Raw genomic sequence first — 20,051 nt, forward strand, 5'->3', positions numbered from 1 at the left:
CGATCCGTTTCAATTTCCAAACATCAAGGCGGTGAGCAGGAAGTCCAGCCCAAGTACCGCCAGGGAACCCACCACCACGGTGCGCGTGGTGGCGCGCGCCACGCCTTCGGGCGTGGGCTTGGCTTGCCAGCCTTCGTAAAGCGCAACCAGCGTGACGGTGATGCCGAACACCACGCTCTTGATGACGCCGTTGGCCACATCGTTCCAGACATCCACGCCGCTTTGCATCTGCGACCAGAAGGCGCCCGCGTCCACGCCGATCATCACGACGCCGACGACCCAGCCGCCCAGAATGCCCACCATCGAGAACACCGCCGCCAGAATGGGCATGGCGATGATGCCGCCCCACAGGCGCGGCACCAGCACGCGGCGAATGGGGTCGACGGCCATGACTTCCATGGCCGACAGCTGTTCGCCCGCTTTCATCAAACCGATTTCTGCGGTCAGCGAGGTGCCGGCGCGGCCGGCAAACAGCAGCGCCGTCACCACGGGGCCCAGTTCACGCACCAGCGACAGCGCAACCAGCAGGCCCAGCGCTTCTTCGGAGCCGTAGCGGTTCAGCGTGTAATAGCCTTGCAGCCCCAGCACGAAGCCCACGAACATGCCGGACACGGCAATGATGAGCAGCGAGTAGTTGCCGATGAAGTGAACTTGTTGCGATACCAGGCGCGGCCGCGAGAACACGATGCCGCTGCGCGCCAGCATGCCGCCAAAGAACCGGGTGAAGTAGCCGATGCCGCCGACTTGCTTGCGCACCCAGCCGCCCATTGCGCCAATGGCGTTGTTGGAACCGCTCATGTTTTGCGCCCTTTCTGTGCGGAAAGCCACTTTTGAAAAGCGGGTGTTTCGGGGTACTGGAACGCGACCGGGCCGTCGGGTTCGCCTTTCAGGAACTGCTGAACATACGGGTCTTGCGACGCCGACAGCGTTTCGGGCGTGCCCGAGGCGGCCAGCTTGCCCTGCCCGACCAGATACACCCGGTCGGCAATGGCGAAAGATTCCTGGACGTCGTGGGTGATCAGCACCGACGCGCAGCCCAGGCGATCGGCCAGGTTGCGGATCAGATTGGCGGTGATGCCCAGCGAGATCGGGTCCAGCCCGGCGAACGGCTCGTCGTACAGAATGAGTTCGGGTTCCAGCACGACGGCGCGGGCGAGCGCCACGCGGCGCGCCATGCCGCCAGAGATTTCGGACACCTTCAGGTGCGCGGCGGCGCGCAGGCCAACCGCGTCAAGTTTGTCCAGCACGCGGTCGGTGACGTCGGCTTCGGTCAGCTTGGTGTGTTCCCGCAGCGGAAACGCCACGTTTTCGAAGACGTTCAGGTCGGTGAACAGCGCGCCCTGCTGGAACAGCACGCCCATGCGCTTGCGCAGGGATTGCAATTCGTCGGGCGTGGCGCGGGCGATGTCCTGCCCAAACGCGATTACCTGGCCCTGCTGGGCGACGAGCTGGCCAGTGGCCGCGCGCAACAGCGTGGTCTTGCCCGAGCCAGAGCCGCCCATGATGGCGACCACCTGGCCCGCGCGCACGTCCATGGATATGTCGCGCAACACGGTGAAATCACCGTAGCCGAGCGCCACACCGTCCAGGCGCAGGGCAAATTCCGGGGTGCTGCTTGATTGAGCGGGCATGGGCAACGAAAGGGTGTTTCGGTGGCGGAGCTTGCCCTGTTGCCTTGCAGGCTCGCGAGACGGAAAACCGATGCGGCGGGGCAAGACAGGCGGCTGCGGGAAGCGCCCGGTTACTCAGGTGCCGGGGCCAAGGCGGACTCGGGCTCCCAGCGGCGAGGCGCCATTGTAGCCCGACGCTTTGCAATCACAACGCGACAGGCCGCCGGTGGAACAGTGTTTTCGGCATCAGGGACAATCCGGCCGGCCCCGATCAGCCGTGATGCGCCCATATCCACCCATATCCACCCCTATCCGCCCAGATCCGCGCCGTGGGCGCGCCAGGGCGAGGGGGCTGCGGCCAGAGATCGAGCCCCTAGCGGCGCGTTTGCGCGGCCTGGGTTTCCCGGGCCAGACGCTGGATCAGGTTCGCCGTGGATTCGCGCCGGGCCAGCGGTGCGCCCTGGCCCGCCCACAGGGACAGTACGTTGATATTGGCCGCCTTGCCGCCCGCCGTGCGCATGGGCCGCGTCAGGGCGTTCTGCAAGGGATACGGCAGGATATCGCCGGCGATGGCGTCGGCGTCGCGCATGAAGGCGTTGGCAATCCCCCGCGCCGGCCGGCCGGAAAATGCCCGGGTCAGGCGGGATTGCTCGGACCGGGACGCCGGCAGCACCGCCTTATAGGCGTCGATGATGCCGCACTCGTCTGTCGTCAGGAAGGCCGTCCCCATTTGAACAACGTCCGCGCCCAAGGCGAGCGCCGCGGCGATACCGCGGCCGTCCATGATGCCGCCCGAGGCAATCACCGGTATCGACACCGCATCCGCCACTTGGGGCACCAGCGCCATGGTGCCGATCAGCGATTGTTCGAATTCATCCAGGAAGGTGCCACGGTGCCCGCCGGCTTCCGCGCCCTGGGCCACGACGGCATCCACGCCGTCCTGCTCCAGCGCCACCGCTTCGCGCACGGTTGTGGCGGTGCCGACGGTCAAGATGCCCAATTCCCGGCAACGCGCCAGCACGTCCGGCGCAATGCGGCCAAAGGTGAAGCTGAACACCGCCGGGCGCAGCCGCAGGATGGCGTCGATCTGGCCGGGCAGCGGGTCGGCCTGCGGGCCGGGCATGGCCGGGGCCGGCAGCCCCAGCTGTTCGTGGTAGCGGGCCACCAGCGCCAGCATCCGGCTGGCGTCGCCCTGCATGGGCACGTCCGGCACCGACGCGAACAGGTTGATGGCGAACGGCCGCGCGGTGCGGGCGCGGATGCCGTCCACGGCGGCTTCGATCTGCTCGGCGGTCAGGTAAGCCGCCCCGAGCGATCCCAAGGCCCCCGCTTTCGATGCTTCAGACACCAGCTCCACCGTCGTGGCGCCGCCCGCCATGGGCGCCTGGATGATGGGGTGGTCCAGCTTCAGAAGATCAAGCAATCGGGTGGCCATGGGAAGACTCCTCGTGGTTATTGAAGCTGGATGTTTCCAGCCTTGATGACGTGGGCCCACTTATCGGTTTCGCTCTTGATGAAAGCCGCGAACTCCTCGGGCGTGCCGCCGCCGGCCTGGCTGCCGGTGTCGGCGATGGCTTTTTGCACATCCGGCTCTTTCAGAATCCGGTTGAACTCGCTGTTCAGGCGGGCAATGATCGGCGCGGGCGTACCGGCCGGGGCGACGATGCCCTGCCAGTTGTATGACTCAAAGCCGGGCAAGCCGGATTCCGCCATTGTCGGCACGTCGGGCAACACGGCCAGACGCATGGCGGACGTGACGGCAATGGGGTGGATCTTGGCGCCCTGGATGGCCGGCAAGGCCGAGTAGCCCATTTCGAACATCATCGAGATGTGGCCGCCCATCAGGTCGGTTGCGGCCAGGCTGCCGCCCTTGTAGGGCACGTGCACGATGTCGATCTTGGCCTGCTCACGGAACATTTCGCCCGACAGGTGATGCGCGCCGCCCACGCCCGACGAGCCAAACGACAGCTTGTTCGGTTCCTTCTTGGCCAGCGCGATCAGGTCGGCCAGCGTCTTGACCGGCAGTTCATTGTTCACGCTTAGCACCAGCGGGCTGTTCTCGATCAGGATGATCGGGGCCAGGTCCTTTTGCGGGTTGTACGGCATTTCCTTCATCAGCGMCGGGTTCACCGCCATGGGGGCCAGGTTGCCCGTGCCGATGGTGTAGCCGTCAGGCGCCGCCTTCGCGATCAGGTTGGTGCCGACCACGCCGCCTGCGCCCGCCTTGTTCTCGACCACGATGGGCTGGCCCAGCGATTCGCCCAGCTTGCGCGCCAGCAGCCGCACGCGCGTGTCGGCAAAGCCGCCCGGCGCGTAGGGCACGATCATCGTGATGGGTTTGGCGGGCCAGTCGGCGGTCTGGGCTTGCGCGGCGCCGCTGAAGGCGGCAACGGCCGCCAACGCGGCGATCAGGGGGCGCAGTGATTTCATGCTGGGTGACTCCTCTTTCTCTTCTCTAATGTGTACGGCCTTGGGGGCCGATCGCATTATGCCCAGCACCACTGCCGGCTGTCGTGACTTTTCCCAAGCCCCAGGCCGATAGCGCCAGCAACGCCGCGCCCGCGCCCAGCACCTGCGGCAGCCCCGCGCCCCAGTGCGCGGCCCATGAGGCCAACAGCGGCCCCAGGATCTGGCCGGCGGCAAAGGCGGCCGTCATGACGGCGGCGGCGCGCGGTGCGGCGGCGCCTGCGGTGCGCCGCGCGGTCAGAATGCCGGCCTGCGTGATCACCATGAAGGTGCCGCCCACCAGCAATGCCGCCACGATGACAGCGGCGATGTGGTGCCACAGCGCCACCGTCAGCATGCCCAGCGCCATCAGCGCCTGCGCTGCCTGCCAGACACGCTTTTCATCGCGCGCCCGCGCCAGCCGGGGAACCAGCAGGCATGACACCGCCGCCGCCAGCCCGAACAGCGGCCATGCCCAGCCAAAGATGGCGGGGTCCGGAAAGATCTCCTTGGCCATCGCCGGCAGGAAGGTGGCCGGAATGATGTAGCCGACGCCGAACACGCCGTAGTGCAGCGCCAGTTGCCCGATGGCGGGCGGCAGGCGGGTGGCGGCGGGCGTGGGGTGTGACGTGGGGTGTGACGTGGAGTGGGGCGTGGAGTGGGTCGCGGCGTTGGGCGTGGTTGCCGTGGAAGCCGCCGCGCGCACCGGCGCCACAGGCTGGCGCAACCCCGGCCACGCCATCAGGGACAGAGCCAGCGTCAGCCCGCCCAGCGTCAGCCACATGCCGTCGGCGCGCACCTGCCCCGCCATCAACGCCAGACAAACCAGGCCAGTCAGCGCGATGCCCGCGCCCACGCCGGCGTAAGTCACCGCCGACGCGCCCGCTTCGCGCGGGTCTCCCGCCGGCACGGGCCGCCACGCCGCGACGCAAATGAAGGCGCTGGCGCTGGCGTAGCCCGCCGCCAGACGAAGCGCGCACCAGACGGCCACGTTGTGAAACAGCGGCATCGCCAGCGTCAGCACGGCCACGGCCAGCAGGCTGACCGCCAATTGGCCGCGTAACCGGCGCACGGGCCATGCCACGGCCGCCAGCGCGCCCAGCAGATAGCCGGCGTAGTTGGCCGAGGCGATCCACCCGCCCTGCGCCAGCGACAACCCTCCTTCCTGCGCCATCAGCGGCCACACCGGCGTGAAGGCGAATCGCCCAATGCCCATCGCGGCGGCCAGGGCCAGCGCGGCGGGCCAGGCCAGGCGGGCGGGGCCACGCAGGTCAGCAACGGAATCGGACACAGAAGGGTAAGCAGGCGTTGACATACGCCCACTCTACGGCTGTACTTATATCTTGAATAATGAATTATTCAGAACATAGGTTCTTGAAATGAGAAACTTGGATCTCGACGCGTTGCAGATTTTCAAGGCGGTGGCCGATCAGGGCGGCGTGGCGCGCGCCGCCCAGCACCTGAACCGGGTGCAGTCCAACGTGTCGACCCGCTTGAAGCAGCTGGAGGTTTCGCTTAACGCCCCGCTCTTTCGGCGTCAGAACCGTCGCCTGGTGCTGTCTGACCAGGGCCGCGTGCTGCTGTCATATGCCGACCGCCTGCTGCGTTTGTCAGACGAAGCACAAGCCGCCGTGCGGGATGGCGCGCCTCAGGGCGTGTTGCGCATTGGCACCATGGAAAGCACGGCGGCCGCGCGCCTGCCGCCCATTCTGGCGGCCTATCACGCGGCCTGGCCGCAGGTGGGCATTGAACTGGTCACGGGCACATCGGGCGCGCTGGCGGCCAAGGTGCGCAACTTTGAGATCGAAGCGGCGTTCGTGGCCCAGCCATTTCCGGCCGAGGGGCTGGCCACCCTGGACGCCTTCCAGGAAGACCTGACGTTGATTTCACCCTTGGCATGGGGCGCCATTGCCAGCCCGCGCGATCTGGGCGACCGCAGCGTCATTGCGTTTGCCGCGGGGTGTTCGTACCGCCGCATTCTGGAATCGTGGCTGAACCACGAAGGCGTGGCGGCGGGCCGGGTGATGGAGTTTGCGTCGTATCACGCCATCGTGGCGTGTGTGGCGGCGGGGTCAGGCGTGGCCATCGTGCCGCGTTCGGTGCTGGCCGTGCTGGGGGCGGAGCATTCCGTTTGCGTCAGCGCACTGACGGGCCCTTATGCCACCGCCCTGACCCAGCTGGTCTGGCGCGCGGACGATGACTCGCCCGCCCTGCAAGCCTTGCGCCAACAGTTGCAGGCGCCGCGCTGACGCCATGCGGTTGCAAGCGGCATCAGCGCGCAACCGCAATCGTTAGAAGCGATAGCCGACGCCCAGCGTCGCCACCCACGGATCGATGCGCGCGGTGCCGATGTGCTGGCCGTCCAGCTTCACCTTCGACTTGATGTCGATGTAGCGGATGTCCGCGTTCATGAACCAGCGTTCATTGATCTTGAAGTCCGCGCCCAGTTGCGCGGCCACGCCCCACGAGTCGCCCATCTTCAGGTCGGAACCCTTCAACGCGCCTTCGGCCTTGGTGTCGAAGAAGTGCGTGTAGTTGATGCCGACGCCGATGTACGGCTGGATCATGCTGTCGGGAAGGATGTGCCATTGCAGGCTGAGCGTGGGCGGCAGTTGCTTGCTGGAGCCGATCTTGCCTAGGCCGCTGCCGCTGACATCGTGCTGGAACGGCCATGCGCCCAGCAGTTCGATACCGATGTTGCGCGTCACCATGTAGCCCAGCGTGAAGCTCGGGCGCACGTTGTTGTTGGCGTCGAGCTTGACGCTGCCGTCGAGCACGGTGCCGTTGTTGGAGGCGGGGCGAACCTGCGTCACGCCAACTCGGAACAACACGTCGCCGGCCTCATGGGCATGCGCGGGAGCGGCGAGTGCGCCAGCTGCGATCAGGCCGGCGATGGCGGTGGCGCGGATACGCCCATTCAGCGAAAACATTTTTCTTCTCCGATCTTTCCATGAGGGTGAGACGACAGGTTCTCAGAGCAGGCGCCGGGCCCGATTGATATGTGTCAAACCGTGAAAAGATGCGGAACGCGCCGTGGCGGCTCGGCAACAGGAATCAGACCAGTCCTACCCCAACGCCACAAAAAATATCCCCGCGCCCAATCCCAACATGATGAACGGACTGACCCGCGTATACACAAGCGCCGCGGTCGACAACGCCGCCACGGCCCACGCCCACGCGCCGCCTTCGGCGGCACGCAAGATCGTGCATGACGACGCCAGGATCATGCCCGCCGCCACCGGCACCAAGCCTGCTTCAATGGCACGAATGCACGTCGTGCGCCGGTACCTTGCCCACACGCGCGCCAGCGCATAGATCAGCAGTGAACACGGCAGGAAGATGGCTATCGACGCAGCAATTGCGCCCGCCCAGCCGCCCACATGCCAGCCGATCAGCGTCACCAGCAACGACGCCGGGCCGGGCGTGATGCGAGACAGTGCGAAGTAATCCAGGAACTGCGCGTCGTTGATCCAGCCATAGCTGTCGACCGCCTGGCGATGGATGTCGGGCAGGATGCTCTGGCCGCCACCCACCGTCAAAAACGACAGCGGCGTGAACACCGAAAACAGATCATGCAGCGTCGCCATATTCATTTGCGCGGCTCCTGGCGGCGGATGCGCGTGTAGGCAATGAAGATCGACAGCGGCGCCATTGCGCCCACCACCCACAGCAGCGGCAGACGCAGCAGAAAGATCGCGGCGAAGGTCGCGCCCATGATTGCCGCTGGCACCCAGCCGATCAGTGCACGGCGCGCCGCACGCAAGCCTGTTTGCAGCGACACGCCCACCGCCGCTGCGGCCACGCCGGCCATCGCCACATGCAGCCCGTGCGACTGCGCCATGCTGGCAAATAGCGCCGCCAGCGCAATCGCCACCAGCATTGGCGGCACGGTGATGCCCAGCCCGCCCAGCAATGCGCCTGGCCCGCCGCGCAAGCGGAACCCGATCCATATCGCCAGGTTCACGACATTCACGCCGGGAAAGGATTGCGCCAGCGCCAGCCCCGACAGGAAATCGGATTCCGACATCCACCGCCGCTGCTGCACGAATTCACGCATCATCCAGCCGCTTAAGCCGCCGCCAAAACTGGTCAGGCCGACTTTGGTGAACGCCAGAAAAATCTGCGGCAGCGTGGGCGGAGCAGCGAGTGGGTCGTGGGACATGGTGGCCAGAAAAGCGCGCGATGGCGCAGGGTTCCCACGTGCGTGCACGCAGGGGATTCCGCAGGGGTTTTCCGCGGTGGCTTGGTACGGCCTCACATCTTACGGAAACGAAAATGTCGGCTGCCTGAAAAGCATTCGCCGCCTTGGCGCAGGGGCGCGAAGGCGGCGAATGGGGTTCGTCAGAACCGAAGATCAGCGCGGCAGTTCGCTGCTGCCCATCAGGTAAGCGTCCACCGAACGTGCGCACTGGCGGCCTTCACGGATGGCCCAGACCACCAGCGACTGGCCACGGCGCATGTCGCCTGCAGCGAACACCTTCTCGACGTTGGTGCGGTAGTCGTCGGTGTTGGCACGCACGTTGCCGCGCGCATCGCGATCCACGCCGAAGGCATCCAGCACGGTTTGCACCGGCGACACGAAGCCCATGGCCAGCAGCACCAGGTCGGCCTTGATCTCGAACTCCGAGCCTTCGACTTCGCGCATCTTCATCTGGCCGGTGGCCTCGTCCTTGAACCACTCGACGCGCGCGCCGACCAGTTTTTCGACCTTGCCATTGCTGCCCTTGAGCAGCTTGGTGGTCACGGACCAGTCGCGGTCGCAGCCTTCTTCGTGCGACGACGACGTGCGCATCTTCAGCGGCCAGTACGGCCACGTCATGGTCTTGTTTTCAGACTCGGGCGGCTGAGGCATCAGTTCGAATTGCGTGACCGAGGCCGCGCCGTGGCGGTTGCTGGTGCCCACGCAATCGGAACCCGTATCGCCGCCGCCAATCACGATCACATGCTTGCCCTTGGCCAGCGTCTGGTCGGTCAGGCGGTCGCCGGCGACGGCCTTGTTCTGCTGGCGCAGGAAGTCCATGGCGAAGTACACGCCCGACAATTCACGGCCCGGCACCGGCAGGTCGCGCGGGGTTTCCGAACCGCCGGTCATGACGACCGCGTCGAATTCCGCCTTCAGCGATTCCGGCGTGCGCACCGTCAGGCCATCGGCCACGGGGTCTTTCGGGTTGCCGATGTAAGTAGACGGCGCAAACTCCACGCCTTCGGCTTCCATCTGCGAGATGCGGCGGTCGATCTGGTGCTTTTCCAGCTTGAAGTCGGGGATGCCATAACGCAGCAGGCCACCGATGCGGTCGCTCTTTTCGAACAGCGTCACGGAGTGGCCCGCGCGCGCCAGCTGCTGCGCGCACGCCATGCCGGCGGGGCCGGAGCCCACCACCGCAACCTTCTTGCCCGTCTTGCGCGCCGGCACCAGCGGGGCGACCCAGCCTTCGGCCCAACCCTTGTCGATGATGGCGTGCTCAATGGACTTGATGCCCACGGCGTCGCTGTTGATGTTCAAGGTACAGGCGGCTTCACACGGCGCCGGGCAGATGCGGCCCGTGAACTCCGGGAAGTTGTTCGTGGAGTGCAGCACGTCCAGCGCGCGGCGCCAGTCCTGCTTGTAAACCAGATCATTCCAGTCGGGGATGATGTTGTTGACCGGGCAGCCGTTATTGCAGAACGGGATGCCGCAGTCCATGCAGCGCGCAGCTTGCTGCTTGGCCTGGTCATCGGTCAGGTGCAGCACGAATTCGCGCCAGTTCTTCAGCCGCTTCTGCGGGGCCTCGGAGGCCTCCTGCAGACGCTGAAATTCCATAAAGCCGGTAATCTTTCCCATGGTATCCCTCACGCAGCCAGTTGTTGCTGGTTGGCTGCACGCCACATTTCACCCAATGCGCGACGGTAGTCCGTCGGCATGACCTTTACGAATTTGCCGCGCGAGGCTTCCCAGTCGCCCAGGATCTCGCGGGCGCGGTAGCTGCCGGTGTAGCGGAAGTGATCTTCCACCAGGCGGCGCAGGATGGTTTCATCCGTCTCGCGTTCGCCACCGCGCTGCGCGCTGTGCCAGATGTCGATATTGTTCAGCGCTTGCTGCTCTGCATGCGGCGCCACGCCTTCCAGTTCAACCATCGACAGGTTGACGCGGTGCTTGAGCGTGCGCTCCGGGTCCCACACATAGGCCACGCCGCCCGACATGCCGGCTGCGAAGTTGCGGCCCGTGGCGCCCAGCACCACGACCGTGCCGCCCGTCATGTATTCGCAACCGTGGTCGCCCGTGCCTTCGACCACCGTCGCCGCGCCCGAGTTACGCACCGCGAAGCGTTCGCCGGCCACGCCGTTGAAGAATGCTTCGCCTGCCAGCGCGCCATACAGCACGGTGTTGCCGGCAATGATGTGGTCGGGGCCGAAGCCGCGGAAGTCGTTGGGCGAGCGCACGATGATGCGTCCGCCGGACAAGCCCTTGCCGACGTAATCGTTGCCTTCGCCCACCAGGTCCATCGTGATGCCGTGCGCCAGGAACGCGCCGAAGCTTTGGCCGGCGGTGCCGTTGCACTGAATGTGGATGGTGTCGTCGGGCAGGCCGTCGTGGCCGTAGCGCGAGGCCACGGCGCCCGACAGCATGGCGCCGATCGTACGGTTGCGGTTGCGCACCGGCACGATGAACGACACCTTTTCGCCACGTTCCAGCGCGGGGCGGCTGCGGTCGATCAACTGGTGATCCAGCGCGCCGGCCAGGCCGTGATCCTGCTCTTCGGTCTGACGCACGTCGGCGTCGGATTGCGTTTGATGGAACACGCGGGCGAAGTCCAGCCCTTGCGCCTTCCAGTGCTCAACGCCCGAACGCATGTCCAGCAGATCGGCGCGGCCGATCAGGTCGTCGAACTTGCGGATGCCCAGCTGCGCCATGATTTCGCGGACTTCTTCGGCGATGAAGAAGAAGAAGTTCACGACGTGTTCCGGCTTGCCCTGGAATTTCTTGCGCAGGACGGGGTCTTGCGTGGCCACGCCCACCGGGCAGGTGTTCAGGTGGCACTTGCGCATCATGATGCAGCCTTCAACGACGAGCGGCGCCGTCGCGAAACCGAATTCATCAGCGCCCAGCAGCGCGCCGATGACGACGTCGCGGCCGGTCTTCATCTGGCCGTCGGCCTGCACGCGGATGCGGCTGCGCAGGCGGTTCAAGACCAGCGTCTGTTGCGTTTCGGCCAGGCCCAGTTCCCAAGGCGTGCCCACGTGCTTGATGGACGACACCGGGGATGCGCCCGTGCCGCCGTCATGGCCGGCGATCACGACGTGGTCAGCCTTGGCTTTGGCGACACCAGCGGCCACCGTGCCCACGCCCACTTCGGACACGAGCTTGACCGACACCGACGCCTTGGAATTCACGTTCTTCAGATCGTGGATCAGCTGAGCCAAGTCTTCGATGGAATAGATGTCGTGGTGCGGCGGGGGCGAAATCAGGCCCACGCCCGGCACCGAATAACGCAGCTTGGCGATGTATTCCGACACCTTGTGGCCGGGCAGCTGGCCGCCTTCGCCGGGCTTGGCGCCCTGCGCCATCTTGATCTGGATCTGGTCGGCCGACGACAGGTACTCGGCCGTCACGCCAAACCGGCCCGACGCCACCTGCTTGATCTTCGAGCGCAGCGAATCGCCCTTCTTCAGCACGACGTCGGCTTCGATACGGTCCGAACCCAGCAGCGAGGCCAGCGTGTCGCCGTCCTTGATGGTGCTCTTGCCTTCGCGCATTTCGGCGCGGTAGCGCAGTTCATCTTCGCCGCCTTCGCCGGTGTTCGACTTGCCGCCGATGCGGTTCATGGCAACGGCCAGCACCGAGTGGGCTTCGGTCGAGATCGAACCCAGCGACATGGCGCCGGTGGCAAAGCGCTTGACGATGTCCTTGGCCGATTCCACGTCATCCAGCGGGATGGCGCGCGACGGCTCGAAGCGGAATTCGAACAAGCCGCGCAAGGTCATGTGGCGACGGCTTTGGTCGTTGATGATCTGCGCGTATTCCTTGTACGTGCGGTAGTTGTTGGCGCGCGAGGCGTGCTGCAACTTGGCGATGGAATCCGGCGTCCACATGTGCTCTTCGCCGCGCACGCGGTAGGCGTATTCGCCGCCTGCCTCCAGGTCGTTGGCCAGCACCGGGTCGGTGCTGAAGGCGGCGCGATGCTGGCGCAGCGCTTCTTCGGCCACTTGGAAGATGCCGATGCCTTCGATGTTGGACGACGTGCCGGTGAAGTACTTGTTCACCAGGTTGCTTTGCAGGCCCACCGCTTCGAAGATCTGCGCGCCGGTGTAGGACATGTAGGTCGAAATGCCCATCTTGGACATGACCTTGTTCAAGCCCTTGCCGATCGCCTTGATGAAGTTCTTCACGGCCTTTTCGGGGTCATTCATCTTGCCCAGCGATTCCAGCGCCAGGTAGGGGTGAATGGCTTCGGCGCCGTAGCCGCCCAGCAGCGCAAAGTGGTGCACTTCGCGCGCCGAACCGGTTTCCACGACCAGGCCGGTGTTGGTGCGCAGGCCGGCGCGGATCAAGTGCTGGTGGACGGCCGAGGTGGCCAGCAGCGCGGGGATGGCCACGCGCTCGCTGTCGACCAGGCGGTCCGACACGATCAGGATGTTGTAGCCGCTTTGCACGGCATCAACGGCGCGCGCGCACAGCGCGGCCACGCGGGCTTCAATGCCCTCGGGGCCCCAGGCGGCGGGGTACGTGATGTCGAGTTCGAAGCTGCGGAATTTCTTGCCCGTGACTTGCTCGATGTCGCGGATCTGCGCCATGGCGGCGAAGTCCAGCACCGGCTGGGACACTTCCAGACGCAGCGGCGGGTTGACGTTATTGATGTCCAGCAGGTTGGGCTTGGGGCCGATGAACGACACCAGCGACATCACCAGCTGTTCGCGGATGGGGTCGATGGGCGGGTTCGTGACCTGCGCAAACAGTTGGCGGAAGTAGTTGTAGAACGGCTTGGCGCGGTCAGACAGCACGGCCAGCGGAGCGTCGTTGCCCATCGAGCCGATCACTTCTTCGCCGGTGGACGCCATGGGTTCCAGGATGAACTTGTAGTCTTCCTGGGTCCAGCCGAAGGCTTGCTGGCGGTCCAGCAGCGACACGGCCGACTGCGTGGCAACGGCCACCTGACGCGGCGCGGGCAGCGATTCCAGCTTGATCTGCAGGCGTTCGATCCACTGGCGGTACGGGCGGCTGTTGGCCAGTTGCAGCTTGATCTCGGCGTCGTCGATGATGCGGCCTTGTTCCAGGTCGATCAGGAACATCTTGCCCGGCTGCAGGCGCCACTTCTTGACGATGCGGTTTTCGGGAATCGACAGCGTGCCGGCTTCGGATGCCAGGATGACCATATCGTCATCTGTGACCAGATAGCGGGCAGGGCGCAGGCCATTGCGGTCCAGCGTGGCGCCGATCTGGCGGCCATCGGTGAAGGCAACCGCGGCGGGGCCGTCCCACGGCTCCATCATGGCGGCGTGGTATTCGTAGAACGCGCGGCGCGACTCGTCCATCTGCGTGTGCTGTTCCCAGGCTTCCGGGATCATCATCATCATGGCGTGGGCCAGCGAGTAGCCCGAATTCACCAGCAGTTCCAGGCAGTTGTCGAACGTGGCGGTGTCCGACTGGCCTTCGTAGACGATGGGGTACAGCTTCTTCAGATCGTCGCCCAGCACGGCCGACTGCATCATGCCTTCGCGGGCGCGCAGCCAGTTGAAGTTGCCCTTGACCGTGTTGATTTCACCGTTGTGCGCAATCATGCGGTACGGGTGGGCCAGCGGCCAGGCGGGGAACGTGTTGGTCGAGAAGCGCTGGTGCACCAGCGCCAGGGCGGACACCGTGCGGGTGTCGGCCAGGTCGCGGTAGTAGCGGCCAACCTGGTCGGCCAGCAGCAGGCCCTTGTAGACCACGGTGCGCACCGATGCCGACGGCACGAAATATTCCTTGCCGTGGGCCAGATGCATGTTCTGGATGGCGTGGCTGGCGGTCTTGCGGATCACGTACAGCTTGCGTTCCAGCGCGTCCGGCACCATCACGTCGGCGCCGCGGCCGATGAACAGCTGGCGGATCACGGGCTCGCAATCGCGCACGGTGGGCGACATGGGCATGTCGACGTCCACCGGCACATTGCGCCAGCCCAGCACCACTTGGCCTTCCGCGCGCACCGAGCGTTCCAGCTCTTGCTCACAGGCCAGGCGCGAGGCGGTTTCCTTGGGCAGGAACACCATGGCCACGCCGTACTCGCCCGGAGGCGGCAGGATGATGCCTTGCTGGCTGAGTTCGTCGCGGTAGAGCGTGTCCGGAATCTGAATCAGGATGCCCGCGCCGTCGCCCATCAGCTTGTCCGCACCGACCGCGCCGCGGTGGTCCAGGTTTTCCAGGATCTTCAGACCCTGCTGGATGATCGCGTGGCTTTTCTTGCCCTTGATATGCGCAACAAAACCAACGCCGCAGGCGTCATGTTCGTTCTTGGGGTGGTAGAGCCCTTGAGCCGCAGGCAAACCGATGCGGCTGGCATCGATAGGGGTCGCCTTGGGGGTGGGACAGGATTCGATCGGGGTAATTTGGGGCATGGCGCGCTCCGCAGTGAGCCTGCGTCGTAATGTTGCAGTGCAGGAGACGGACAATACCCCCGCTGCAGGTAGGGTGCAACTGGAACAATAGGGGTGTGACCCTAATTATATTGATGCTCCATCATAGGGCATAAATATAGGGACACAACAACGGACGCGCCGTTATTGGCTCGGCAGGGAGGGGCTTTGTGCCGCTGCCGCTGAAGGGTAGTGAAATCCCTATTTATGGCTCTATCTGTCCCTAAATAAAGCGGCAATTTTGCTGTGGAATATCAATATCGCCTGTGGCGAAAACTGCACAGGTTTGCCGGATTCGGGGCGCACAGGCGCAATGGCCGGACCGTTGCCGAATCAATGGGTGTCGCCGCCGGCGGGATCAAGCCCAACGGCGAATGCTGCGAAAAACCCGCCAGAGAGGCGGGTTCGGGTATCAGGATGACGTCGTGGGCGTTGAGCTCGTCGGCGCAGCCGGGGGCGTTTCCGCGTCAGCGGACGCCGGGGCGGCCGGCTTCTTGCGCGGACGGCCGCGCTGGCCGGGGGCCACGCGCCGGCTGGCGGTATGGGCCAGGCTGGCGATGAAGCTCGCGCCGCCCAATGCCCATTGACCCGACACGGCTTGGTCAATGCGCTGCGATTCTTCGCGCGACAGGCCGTCTTGCAGGCGTTTGCGGTAATTGGCTTGGCGGTCGAATGGCGTGTTGCCGCAAGCCCAGTAATCCGCGTGATCGGATTGCCACTGCGCGGGCGCCGCCGTCGTGTTGCCGGTGTGGCTCGCCGCGGACGACCAGGGCCAGGAATCAGGGTCTTGCGATGCGCCGCTGCGCACCGGGTACGTTTCCAGCCAGACCAGCGCCGGCAATACCCAAGCGCCCGGCTCCAGCAGCGCAGAGCGGTAACGCCCCGCGAACACCCGGCCGCCGCGCAAACGCGCCGCCAGGTTGCGGCCCAGCGTCTGCATCAGCCGGGGCAGGCCTTCCTCGTCAGCGGGCGTGGCCAGCAACAGGATGCGGTCATTGGCAAGCAGCCAGCCGTGAACCGACACGCGATGGCGTTGAGCGGATTCGCCCAGCCAGGTTGCGAGTTGATTCAGTATGTCGGCGGGCGCTGGTTGCGACGGCGCGGCCAGCGGCGAAATGAAGTTGGCCTGCACCAGTTGGGGCAGCCCGGGGGCGTACAGACGGGGCAGTCGGGCCATAGTGTCAGGGCTTGCGTATCTGGAAGAACGGGTTGTCTTCGCTCACGGTATATAAATAGTGCCACGGTGGGCGCTGGTCAAGTCCCGTGATCACAAATCGGGCACGGAATCCATTTTTTTTGTCATTCGGCCGCTTTCGAGTGCAGGTTAACATTCGGCGACGGAACGTCGTACCGTGGATATACCCTAACCCGTCGACGTTTTTTTCACCCCCCTGACCGGAGAAAATCCATGCCCACGGCCTTGGAGCTCATTTCCCAGCATCGCTGCTTTGGCGGTACGCAGCGCTACTACCGCCATGAGTCCGCCCAGATCGGCCTGCCCATGCGATTTTCGGTCTACGTGCCGCCGCAGGCTGACAACGGCCCCGTGCCCGTGCTGTTCTATCTGGCGGGCCTGACCTGCACCGAAGAAACCTTCATGATCAAGGCGGGCGCCCAGCGTCTGGCTGCTGAACTTGGCGTGATGCTGGTCGCGCCTGACACCAGCCCGCGCGGCGCGAATGTGGCCGGTGAAGAAGAAAGCTGGGACCTCGGCACGGGCGCCGGCTTCTATGTGGACGCCACCACGCCCGCCTGGCGCGACCACTACCGCATGTACAGCTACGTCACCGAAGAACTGCACGGCATTGTCACGGGCGGCACCCTGCCCGGCGACGCGTCCCGCACCGGCATCTTCGGGCACTCCATGGGCGGCCACGGCGCACTGGTGCTGGCGCTGCGCAACCCCGCCAAGTTCCGTTCGGTATCCGCGTTTGCGCCCATCGCCGCGCCCAGCCAGTGCCCCTGGGGCAAGAAGGCTTTCGGCGCCTACCTGGGCGACAACCCCGCCGAGTGGGCAGCTTACGACGCGTCGGCGCTGATGCGCGGCCTGAAGCGGCCCTTCCCCGGCGGCATCCTGATCGACCAGGGCGAATCAGACCAATTCCTGGCTGAACAGTTGTATCCCGAGGTATTCGAAGCCGCCTGCGCCGCCGCCGATCAGCCCTTGTCGCTGCGCCGCCAGCCCGGCTACGACCATGGCTACTACTTCATCTCGACCTTCATCGAGGATCACATCCGGTTTCACGTCGAACGGCTTGGAAAGCCGGCGGGCTGAAGACGCCCTTCTATACTGGGGAGCCTGCCGCGGCAGGCTCGCGGCGCCCTGGGCGCGACGGGCTGGAACCCGCGGCGTTCTGAATAGGAACGCCTGATTTGATCAACGGTATCGCTCCCTTTGTCTGGATTCTTCTGGGCGCCGTCGTCGTATTCCTGCCGGGCATCGTCATGTTGCTGGGCCGCGGCGGCCCGCGCGACGAGCGTGGCCGCAAGATGTTCCAGTTCCGGCCGGTGCGCCGCCTGTTCGGCTTGATGCTGGTGTTGCTGGGCTGCGTGTCCGGTTTGCTGGCGTTGTCACTGGTGCAGTTTTTCCGCCTGACCACGGATGAATCCGTGGCCCGCGTTGAAATCGCCCAGCAAACGGACGGCCAGTTCCAGCTTACGACCACCGCACCCGGCATCGGCCCTAAACAATATGTGCTGTACGGCGACCAATGGCAGATTGATGCGCGCGTCGTGCGCTGGAAGCTCCCCGCGCTGATGGCGGGCGTGCCGCCGTTGTATCGCCTGGAACGTTTGTCCGGCCGCTATAGCGATACGGCGCGTGAAGCCTCGGCCACGCGCTCGGTCCATGCCTTGGATGACTGGCCCGCGCCCGACCTTGGATCGCTGAAGAAGAGTTTTCCGAATTGGCTCCCCTTTGTCGATGTCCAATTTGGCAGCGGCGCCTACATGCCCATGTTTGATGGCGCGAAGTATCAGGTCTTTATGGACCCCCGCGGCGCCTTGTTCATCCGTCCGGACGGCGACGCTACGGCAGAGGGGTTAAAGCGTCTGGGCTGGTAGAAATATATGGGGACGCGTCACGGAATTGAAACTTTGACGCACCGCAATAGTCCTATTAGCACTCCCTTTACTAGAGTGCTAACATCGAATCCATGTCGTTATCCCCTTGCTTTCCGGAGACCCCCGCTATGAAACAACCCAGTACCTCGTTGGCCGCTTCCGGCAACGCTCTGGCGTTGGCCATTGCCAATCCGGGCGCACTTGGCACGATCGACGCGTATATCTCTTCGGTCAACCGCCTGCCGGTGTTGTCCGCCGAACGCGAAACCGAGCTGGGCCGCCGCCTGCGTGACCAGGAAGACCTGGGCGCGGCGCGCGAACTGATTCTGTCCCACCTGCGTCTGGTGGTGTCCGTTGCCCGCCAGTACCTGGGCTACGGGTTGCCCCACGCTGACCTGATCCAAGAAGGCAACGTCGGCCTGATGAAGGCCGTGAAGCGTTTCGACCCGGAGCGCGGTGTGCGCCTGGTGTCGTTCGCCGTGCACTGGATCAAGGCTGAAATCCACGAATACATCATCCGCAACTGGCGCTTGGTCAAGGTGGCCACCACCAAGGCCCAGCGCAAGCTGTTCTTCAATCTGCGCAGCATGCGCCCCGACGGCCAGACGCTGGACCCTGAACAGGTCGATCACATCGCGCGCGAACTGAACGTGCGCCGCGAAGACGTCAGCGAAATGGAAGTGCGCCTGTCCGGCCGCGATATGTCGCTGGAAAATCAGGACGACGATGACGACAGCTACGCGCCCATCGCCTATCTGTCCGACGACGGCCGCCAGGAACCGACCCGCGTGCTGGAACGCGCCGCGCGCGATCAGTTGCAAAGCACCGGCCTGACCGGCGCGCTGGATGCGCTGGACGCCCGCTCGCGCCGCATCGTTGAAGCGCGCTGGCTGCAAGACGACGGCGGCGCTACGCTGCACGAATTGGCGCAAGAGTTTGGCGTGTCCGCTGAACGCATTCGCCAGATCGAAGCGGCTGCACTGAAAAAGATGCGCGGCAATCTGGCGGCGTAATCCGCCGGGGATGAACCTGCACGATGTTCGCAAGAAGGGCCGCTCGCAAGCGGCCCTTTTCTTTGCACGCGATCGTCACGGTCACTATGCACCTACATGGCAAGCGCTATGCATCGCTCAGGCGTCTTGGCGTATCAACGGCGCGTCACTAGGCATCGCGCAGCAGCGCCCACACCGCAACAATAAATTGATACAAATTCAGGCTCAAATTTCTGCGGATTGCAGAAACTTAATGGGGATCGGCCCGCCTAACTTCATGTAGACCGCGAACTTCGGTTAGCAGTCTTGTCATCCGTCTCGGCTTCTCCTCTTTCCCCTCCCCTATGAGACGGATGCTTGCGGGGCACCACATATATTTCATATATCTGGTGCCCCGTTTTTTATGCGGCTTGCGCGTCGTCTGGCGCCAGCGCCGTGTGCCACAGCGCGTCCTGCACGCGACGCACGCCGGTGGCCATCGACCCATCCTGATAGAGCTTGATCCAGCGGTAGCCGGGCGCCATGTTGTCGACTACGTGCTTGCCATCGCGAATGCTGAACTGGAAGCAGGTAGAAGGCGTGGCCAGCATGCGCAGGTTATGGCGGCGGCGGTCGAACTCGTGATGCACATGTCCCCACAACAGCACACGCACCTGCGGCCAGCGCGTCAGGCGCTTGAACAGCACCTGCGGGTTGTCGATCATCATCGAGTCATGCCAATGGCTGTCGATCTGCATGGGGTTGTGGTGCATCGCCACCAGGGTGTGGCGGCCGGGCGCGGCCTCCAGCGCCGCTTCCAGCATATCCAATTGGCTGTCGGGCAAATGGCCGGCGTTGGAGCCGGGCACGGTGGTGTCCAGCGTGACCACGCGCCAAGCGCCAACGTCGGTCACGGGCGTTGACCACTGCGGCAATTCCTGGCGCATCACGGCCGGCTGGTCGTGGTTGCCCGGCAAGCAGCGGATCTGCGCGCCCGCCAACGAGCCGGCCTCGCCCAGAATGGCGGCAAAGCGGCGATACGCGGCGGCCTCGCCATCTTGGGACAGGTCGCCGGTGGCCAGCAGCAGGTCGGGATGCTTGCCGTCGGCCTCGATCTGGCGCAACACCGCGCGCAGGCTCGCGTCGGTATTGACGCCCAGCATCGCGACGTCGGGTTCGCCGAACAAATGGCTGTCGGTCAACTGGACGAGCATGGCGGGGGCGTCGTGACGCCGGGCCAGGGAATGGACGCGGGGCAAGTGCCGCTCCTGCGAAGTTTGCACGATTGCACATTACCCAAAAAACATCGCACGGCGCGTATCTGGCGCCGGGCTTGGGGTAACGAAACGTGCATTCTCTAACGCATCCAGGCCGG

At 65.0% G+C, this 20,051-nt stretch carries 16 protein-coding genes; 4 read left to right on the forward strand and 12 right to left on the reverse strand.

Annotated features, from left to right (window positions below; translation table 11 throughout):
- Positions 1-9: 9 nt before the first annotated feature.
- The 5 genes from mlaE to AC1DSJ_RS09645 form a co-directional block, all read right to left on the reverse strand.
- Complete coding sequence (mlaE, locus tag AC1DSJ_RS09625) at positions 10-798, reverse strand: lipid asymmetry maintenance ABC transporter permease subunit MlaE (RefSeq protein ID WP_054421051.1); 789 nt, start codon at positions 796-798, stop codon at positions 10-12.
- Entirely contained in the window at positions 795-1,631 is an 837-nt protein-coding gene (locus AC1DSJ_RS09630; RefSeq protein WP_175170678.1) for an ABC transporter ATP-binding protein, read from the reverse strand. Before AC1DSJ_RS09630 ends, mlaE begins: the two co-directional genes overlap by 4 nt.
- A 352-nt stretch (positions 1,632-1,983) precedes the next feature.
- On the reverse strand, positions 1,984-3,045 hold the full coding sequence (locus AC1DSJ_RS09635; RefSeq protein ID WP_441371332.1) for an NAD(P)H-dependent flavin oxidoreductase: 1,062 nt from the start codon (positions 3,043-3,045) through the stop codon (positions 1,984-1,986).
- 17 nt (positions 3,046-3,062) lie between these two features.
- Complete coding sequence (locus tag AC1DSJ_RS09640; protein WP_476760303.1) at positions 3,063-4,040, reverse strand: Bug family tripartite tricarboxylate transporter substrate binding protein; 978 nt, start codon at positions 4,038-4,040, stop codon at positions 3,063-3,065.
- Between the two features lie 25 nt (positions 4,041-4,065).
- The gene (locus AC1DSJ_RS09645) at positions 4,066-5,370 is read right to left on the reverse strand and encodes a YbfB/YjiJ family MFS transporter (RefSeq protein ID WP_441371334.1); all 1,305 of its coding nucleotides are present in this window, start codon (positions 5,368-5,370) and stop codon (positions 4,066-4,068) included.
- Between the two features lie 64 nt (positions 5,371-5,434).
- Between AC1DSJ_RS09645 and AC1DSJ_RS09650 the strand changes: the two genes are divergently transcribed.
- Entirely contained in the window at positions 5,435-6,304 is an 870-nt protein-coding gene (locus AC1DSJ_RS09650) for a LysR family transcriptional regulator (protein WP_427950453.1), read from the forward strand.
- 42 nt (positions 6,305-6,346) lie between these two features.
- On the opposite strand, the gene AC1DSJ_RS09655 is transcribed toward AC1DSJ_RS09650, so the two are convergent.
- From AC1DSJ_RS09655 to AC1DSJ_RS09680, 6 genes are all read right to left on the reverse strand, one after another.
- Positions 6,347-6,985, reverse strand: a complete 639-nt coding sequence (locus tag AC1DSJ_RS09655; RefSeq protein ID WP_054421056.1) for an OmpW/AlkL family protein — start codon at positions 6,983-6,985, stop codon at positions 6,347-6,349.
- 135 nt (positions 6,986-7,120) lie between these two features.
- Positions 7,121-7,648, reverse strand: a complete 528-nt coding sequence (locus tag AC1DSJ_RS09660; RefSeq protein WP_054421057.1) for a chromate transporter — start codon at positions 7,646-7,648, stop codon at positions 7,121-7,123.
- Entirely contained in the window at positions 7,645-8,217 is a 573-nt protein-coding gene (locus AC1DSJ_RS09665; RefSeq protein ID WP_441371335.1) for a chromate transporter, read from the reverse strand. Before AC1DSJ_RS09665 ends, AC1DSJ_RS09660 begins: the two co-directional genes overlap by 4 nt.
- A 192-nt stretch (positions 8,218-8,409) precedes the next feature.
- Positions 8,410-9,876: a glutamate synthase subunit beta gene (locus AC1DSJ_RS09670; RefSeq protein ID WP_054421059.1), complete on the reverse strand. Its 1,467-nt coding sequence runs from the start codon at positions 9,874-9,876 to the stop codon at positions 8,410-8,412.
- An 8-nt stretch (positions 9,877-9,884) separates the two neighbouring features.
- Complete coding sequence (locus tag AC1DSJ_RS09675; RefSeq protein ID WP_175170673.1) at positions 9,885-14,624, reverse strand: glutamate synthase-related protein; 4,740 nt, start codon at positions 14,622-14,624, stop codon at positions 9,885-9,887.
- Between the two features lie 430 nt (positions 14,625-15,054).
- A complete protein-coding gene (locus AC1DSJ_RS09680; RefSeq protein WP_441371336.1) occupies positions 15,055-15,819 on the reverse strand; it encodes a hypothetical protein in 765 nt (254 codons plus the stop codon).
- 231 nt (positions 15,820-16,050) lie between these two features.
- On the opposite strand from AC1DSJ_RS09680, the gene fghA reads away from it, so the two are divergent.
- The 3 genes from fghA to rpoH all read left to right on the forward strand — a co-directional run bounded on the left by fghA (position 16,051) and on the right by rpoH (position 18,718).
- Positions 16,051-16,917, forward strand: a complete 867-nt coding sequence (gene fghA / locus AC1DSJ_RS09685; RefSeq protein WP_054421062.1) for an S-formylglutathione hydrolase — start codon at positions 16,051-16,053, stop codon at positions 16,915-16,917.
- A gap of 98 nt (positions 16,918-17,015) precedes the next feature.
- Entirely contained in the window at positions 17,016-17,705 is a 690-nt protein-coding gene (locus AC1DSJ_RS09690) for a hypothetical protein (protein ID WP_441371337.1), read from the forward strand.
- 128 nt (positions 17,706-17,833) lie between these two features.
- The gene (rpoH, locus tag AC1DSJ_RS09695; protein ID WP_054421064.1) at positions 17,834-18,718 is read left to right on the forward strand and encodes an RNA polymerase sigma factor RpoH; all 885 of its coding nucleotides are present in this window, start codon (positions 17,834-17,836) and stop codon (positions 18,716-18,718) included.
- A 380-nt stretch (positions 18,719-19,098) separates the two neighbouring features.
- Here rpoH and cpdA read toward each other — a convergent pair whose 3' ends face one another.
- Positions 19,099-19,935, reverse strand: coding sequence for a 3',5'-cyclic-AMP phosphodiesterase (gene cpdA, locus AC1DSJ_RS09700; protein WP_175170670.1), 837 nt, complete (start codon positions 19,933-19,935; stop codon positions 19,099-19,101).
- Positions 19,936-20,051 lie beyond the last annotated feature (116 nt).

Source organism: Achromobacter sp. 01N37 (genome assembly GCF_056399725.1).

What these genes read in the sequence shown, in the direction of transcription:
- mlaE (WP_054421051.1), bottom strand. Translation starts at nt 798, where the DNA reads ATGAGCGGTTCCAACAACGCCATTGGCGCAATGGGCGGCTGGGTGCGC.
- AC1DSJ_RS09630 (WP_175170678.1), bottom strand. Translation starts at nt 1,631, where the DNA reads ATGCCCGCTCAATCAAGCAGCACCCCGGAATTTGCCCTGCGCCTGGAC.
- AC1DSJ_RS09635 (WP_441371332.1), bottom strand. Translation starts at nt 3,045, where the DNA reads ATGGCCACCCGATTGCTTGATCTTCTGAAGCTGGACCACCCCATCATC.
- AC1DSJ_RS09645 (WP_441371334.1), bottom strand. Translation starts at nt 5,370, where the DNA reads ATGTCAACGCCTGCTTACCCTTCTGTGTCCGATTCCGTTGCTGACCTG.
- AC1DSJ_RS09650 (WP_427950453.1), top strand. Translation starts at nt 5,435, where the DNA reads ATGAGAAACTTGGATCTCGACGCGTTGCAGATTTTCAAGGCGGTGGCC.
- AC1DSJ_RS09655 (WP_054421056.1), bottom strand. Translation starts at nt 6,985, where the DNA reads ATGTTTTCGCTGAATGGGCGTATCCGCGCCACCGCCATCGCCGGCCTG.
- AC1DSJ_RS09660 (WP_054421057.1), bottom strand. Translation starts at nt 7,648, where the DNA reads ATGAATATGGCGACGCTGCATGATCTGTTTTCGGTGTTCACGCCGCTG.
- AC1DSJ_RS09665 (WP_441371335.1), bottom strand. Translation starts at nt 8,217, where the DNA reads ATGTCCCACGACCCACTCGCTGCTCCGCCCACGCTGCCGCAGATTTTT.
- AC1DSJ_RS09670 (WP_054421059.1), bottom strand. Translation starts at nt 9,876, where the DNA reads ATGGGAAAGATTACCGGCTTTATGGAATTTCAGCGTCTGCAGGAGGCC.
- AC1DSJ_RS09675 (WP_175170673.1), bottom strand. Translation starts at nt 14,624, where the DNA reads ATGCCCCAAATTACCCCGATCGAATCCTGTCCCACCCCCAAGGCGACC.
- AC1DSJ_RS09680 (WP_441371336.1), bottom strand. Translation starts at nt 15,819, where the DNA reads ATGGCCCGACTGCCCCGTCTGTACGCCCCCGGGCTGCCCCAACTGGTG.
- fghA (WP_054421062.1), top strand. Translation starts at nt 16,051, where the DNA reads ATGCCCACGGCCTTGGAGCTCATTTCCCAGCATCGCTGCTTTGGCGGT.
- rpoH (WP_054421064.1), top strand. Translation starts at nt 17,834, where the DNA reads ATGAAACAACCCAGTACCTCGTTGGCCGCTTCCGGCAACGCTCTGGCG.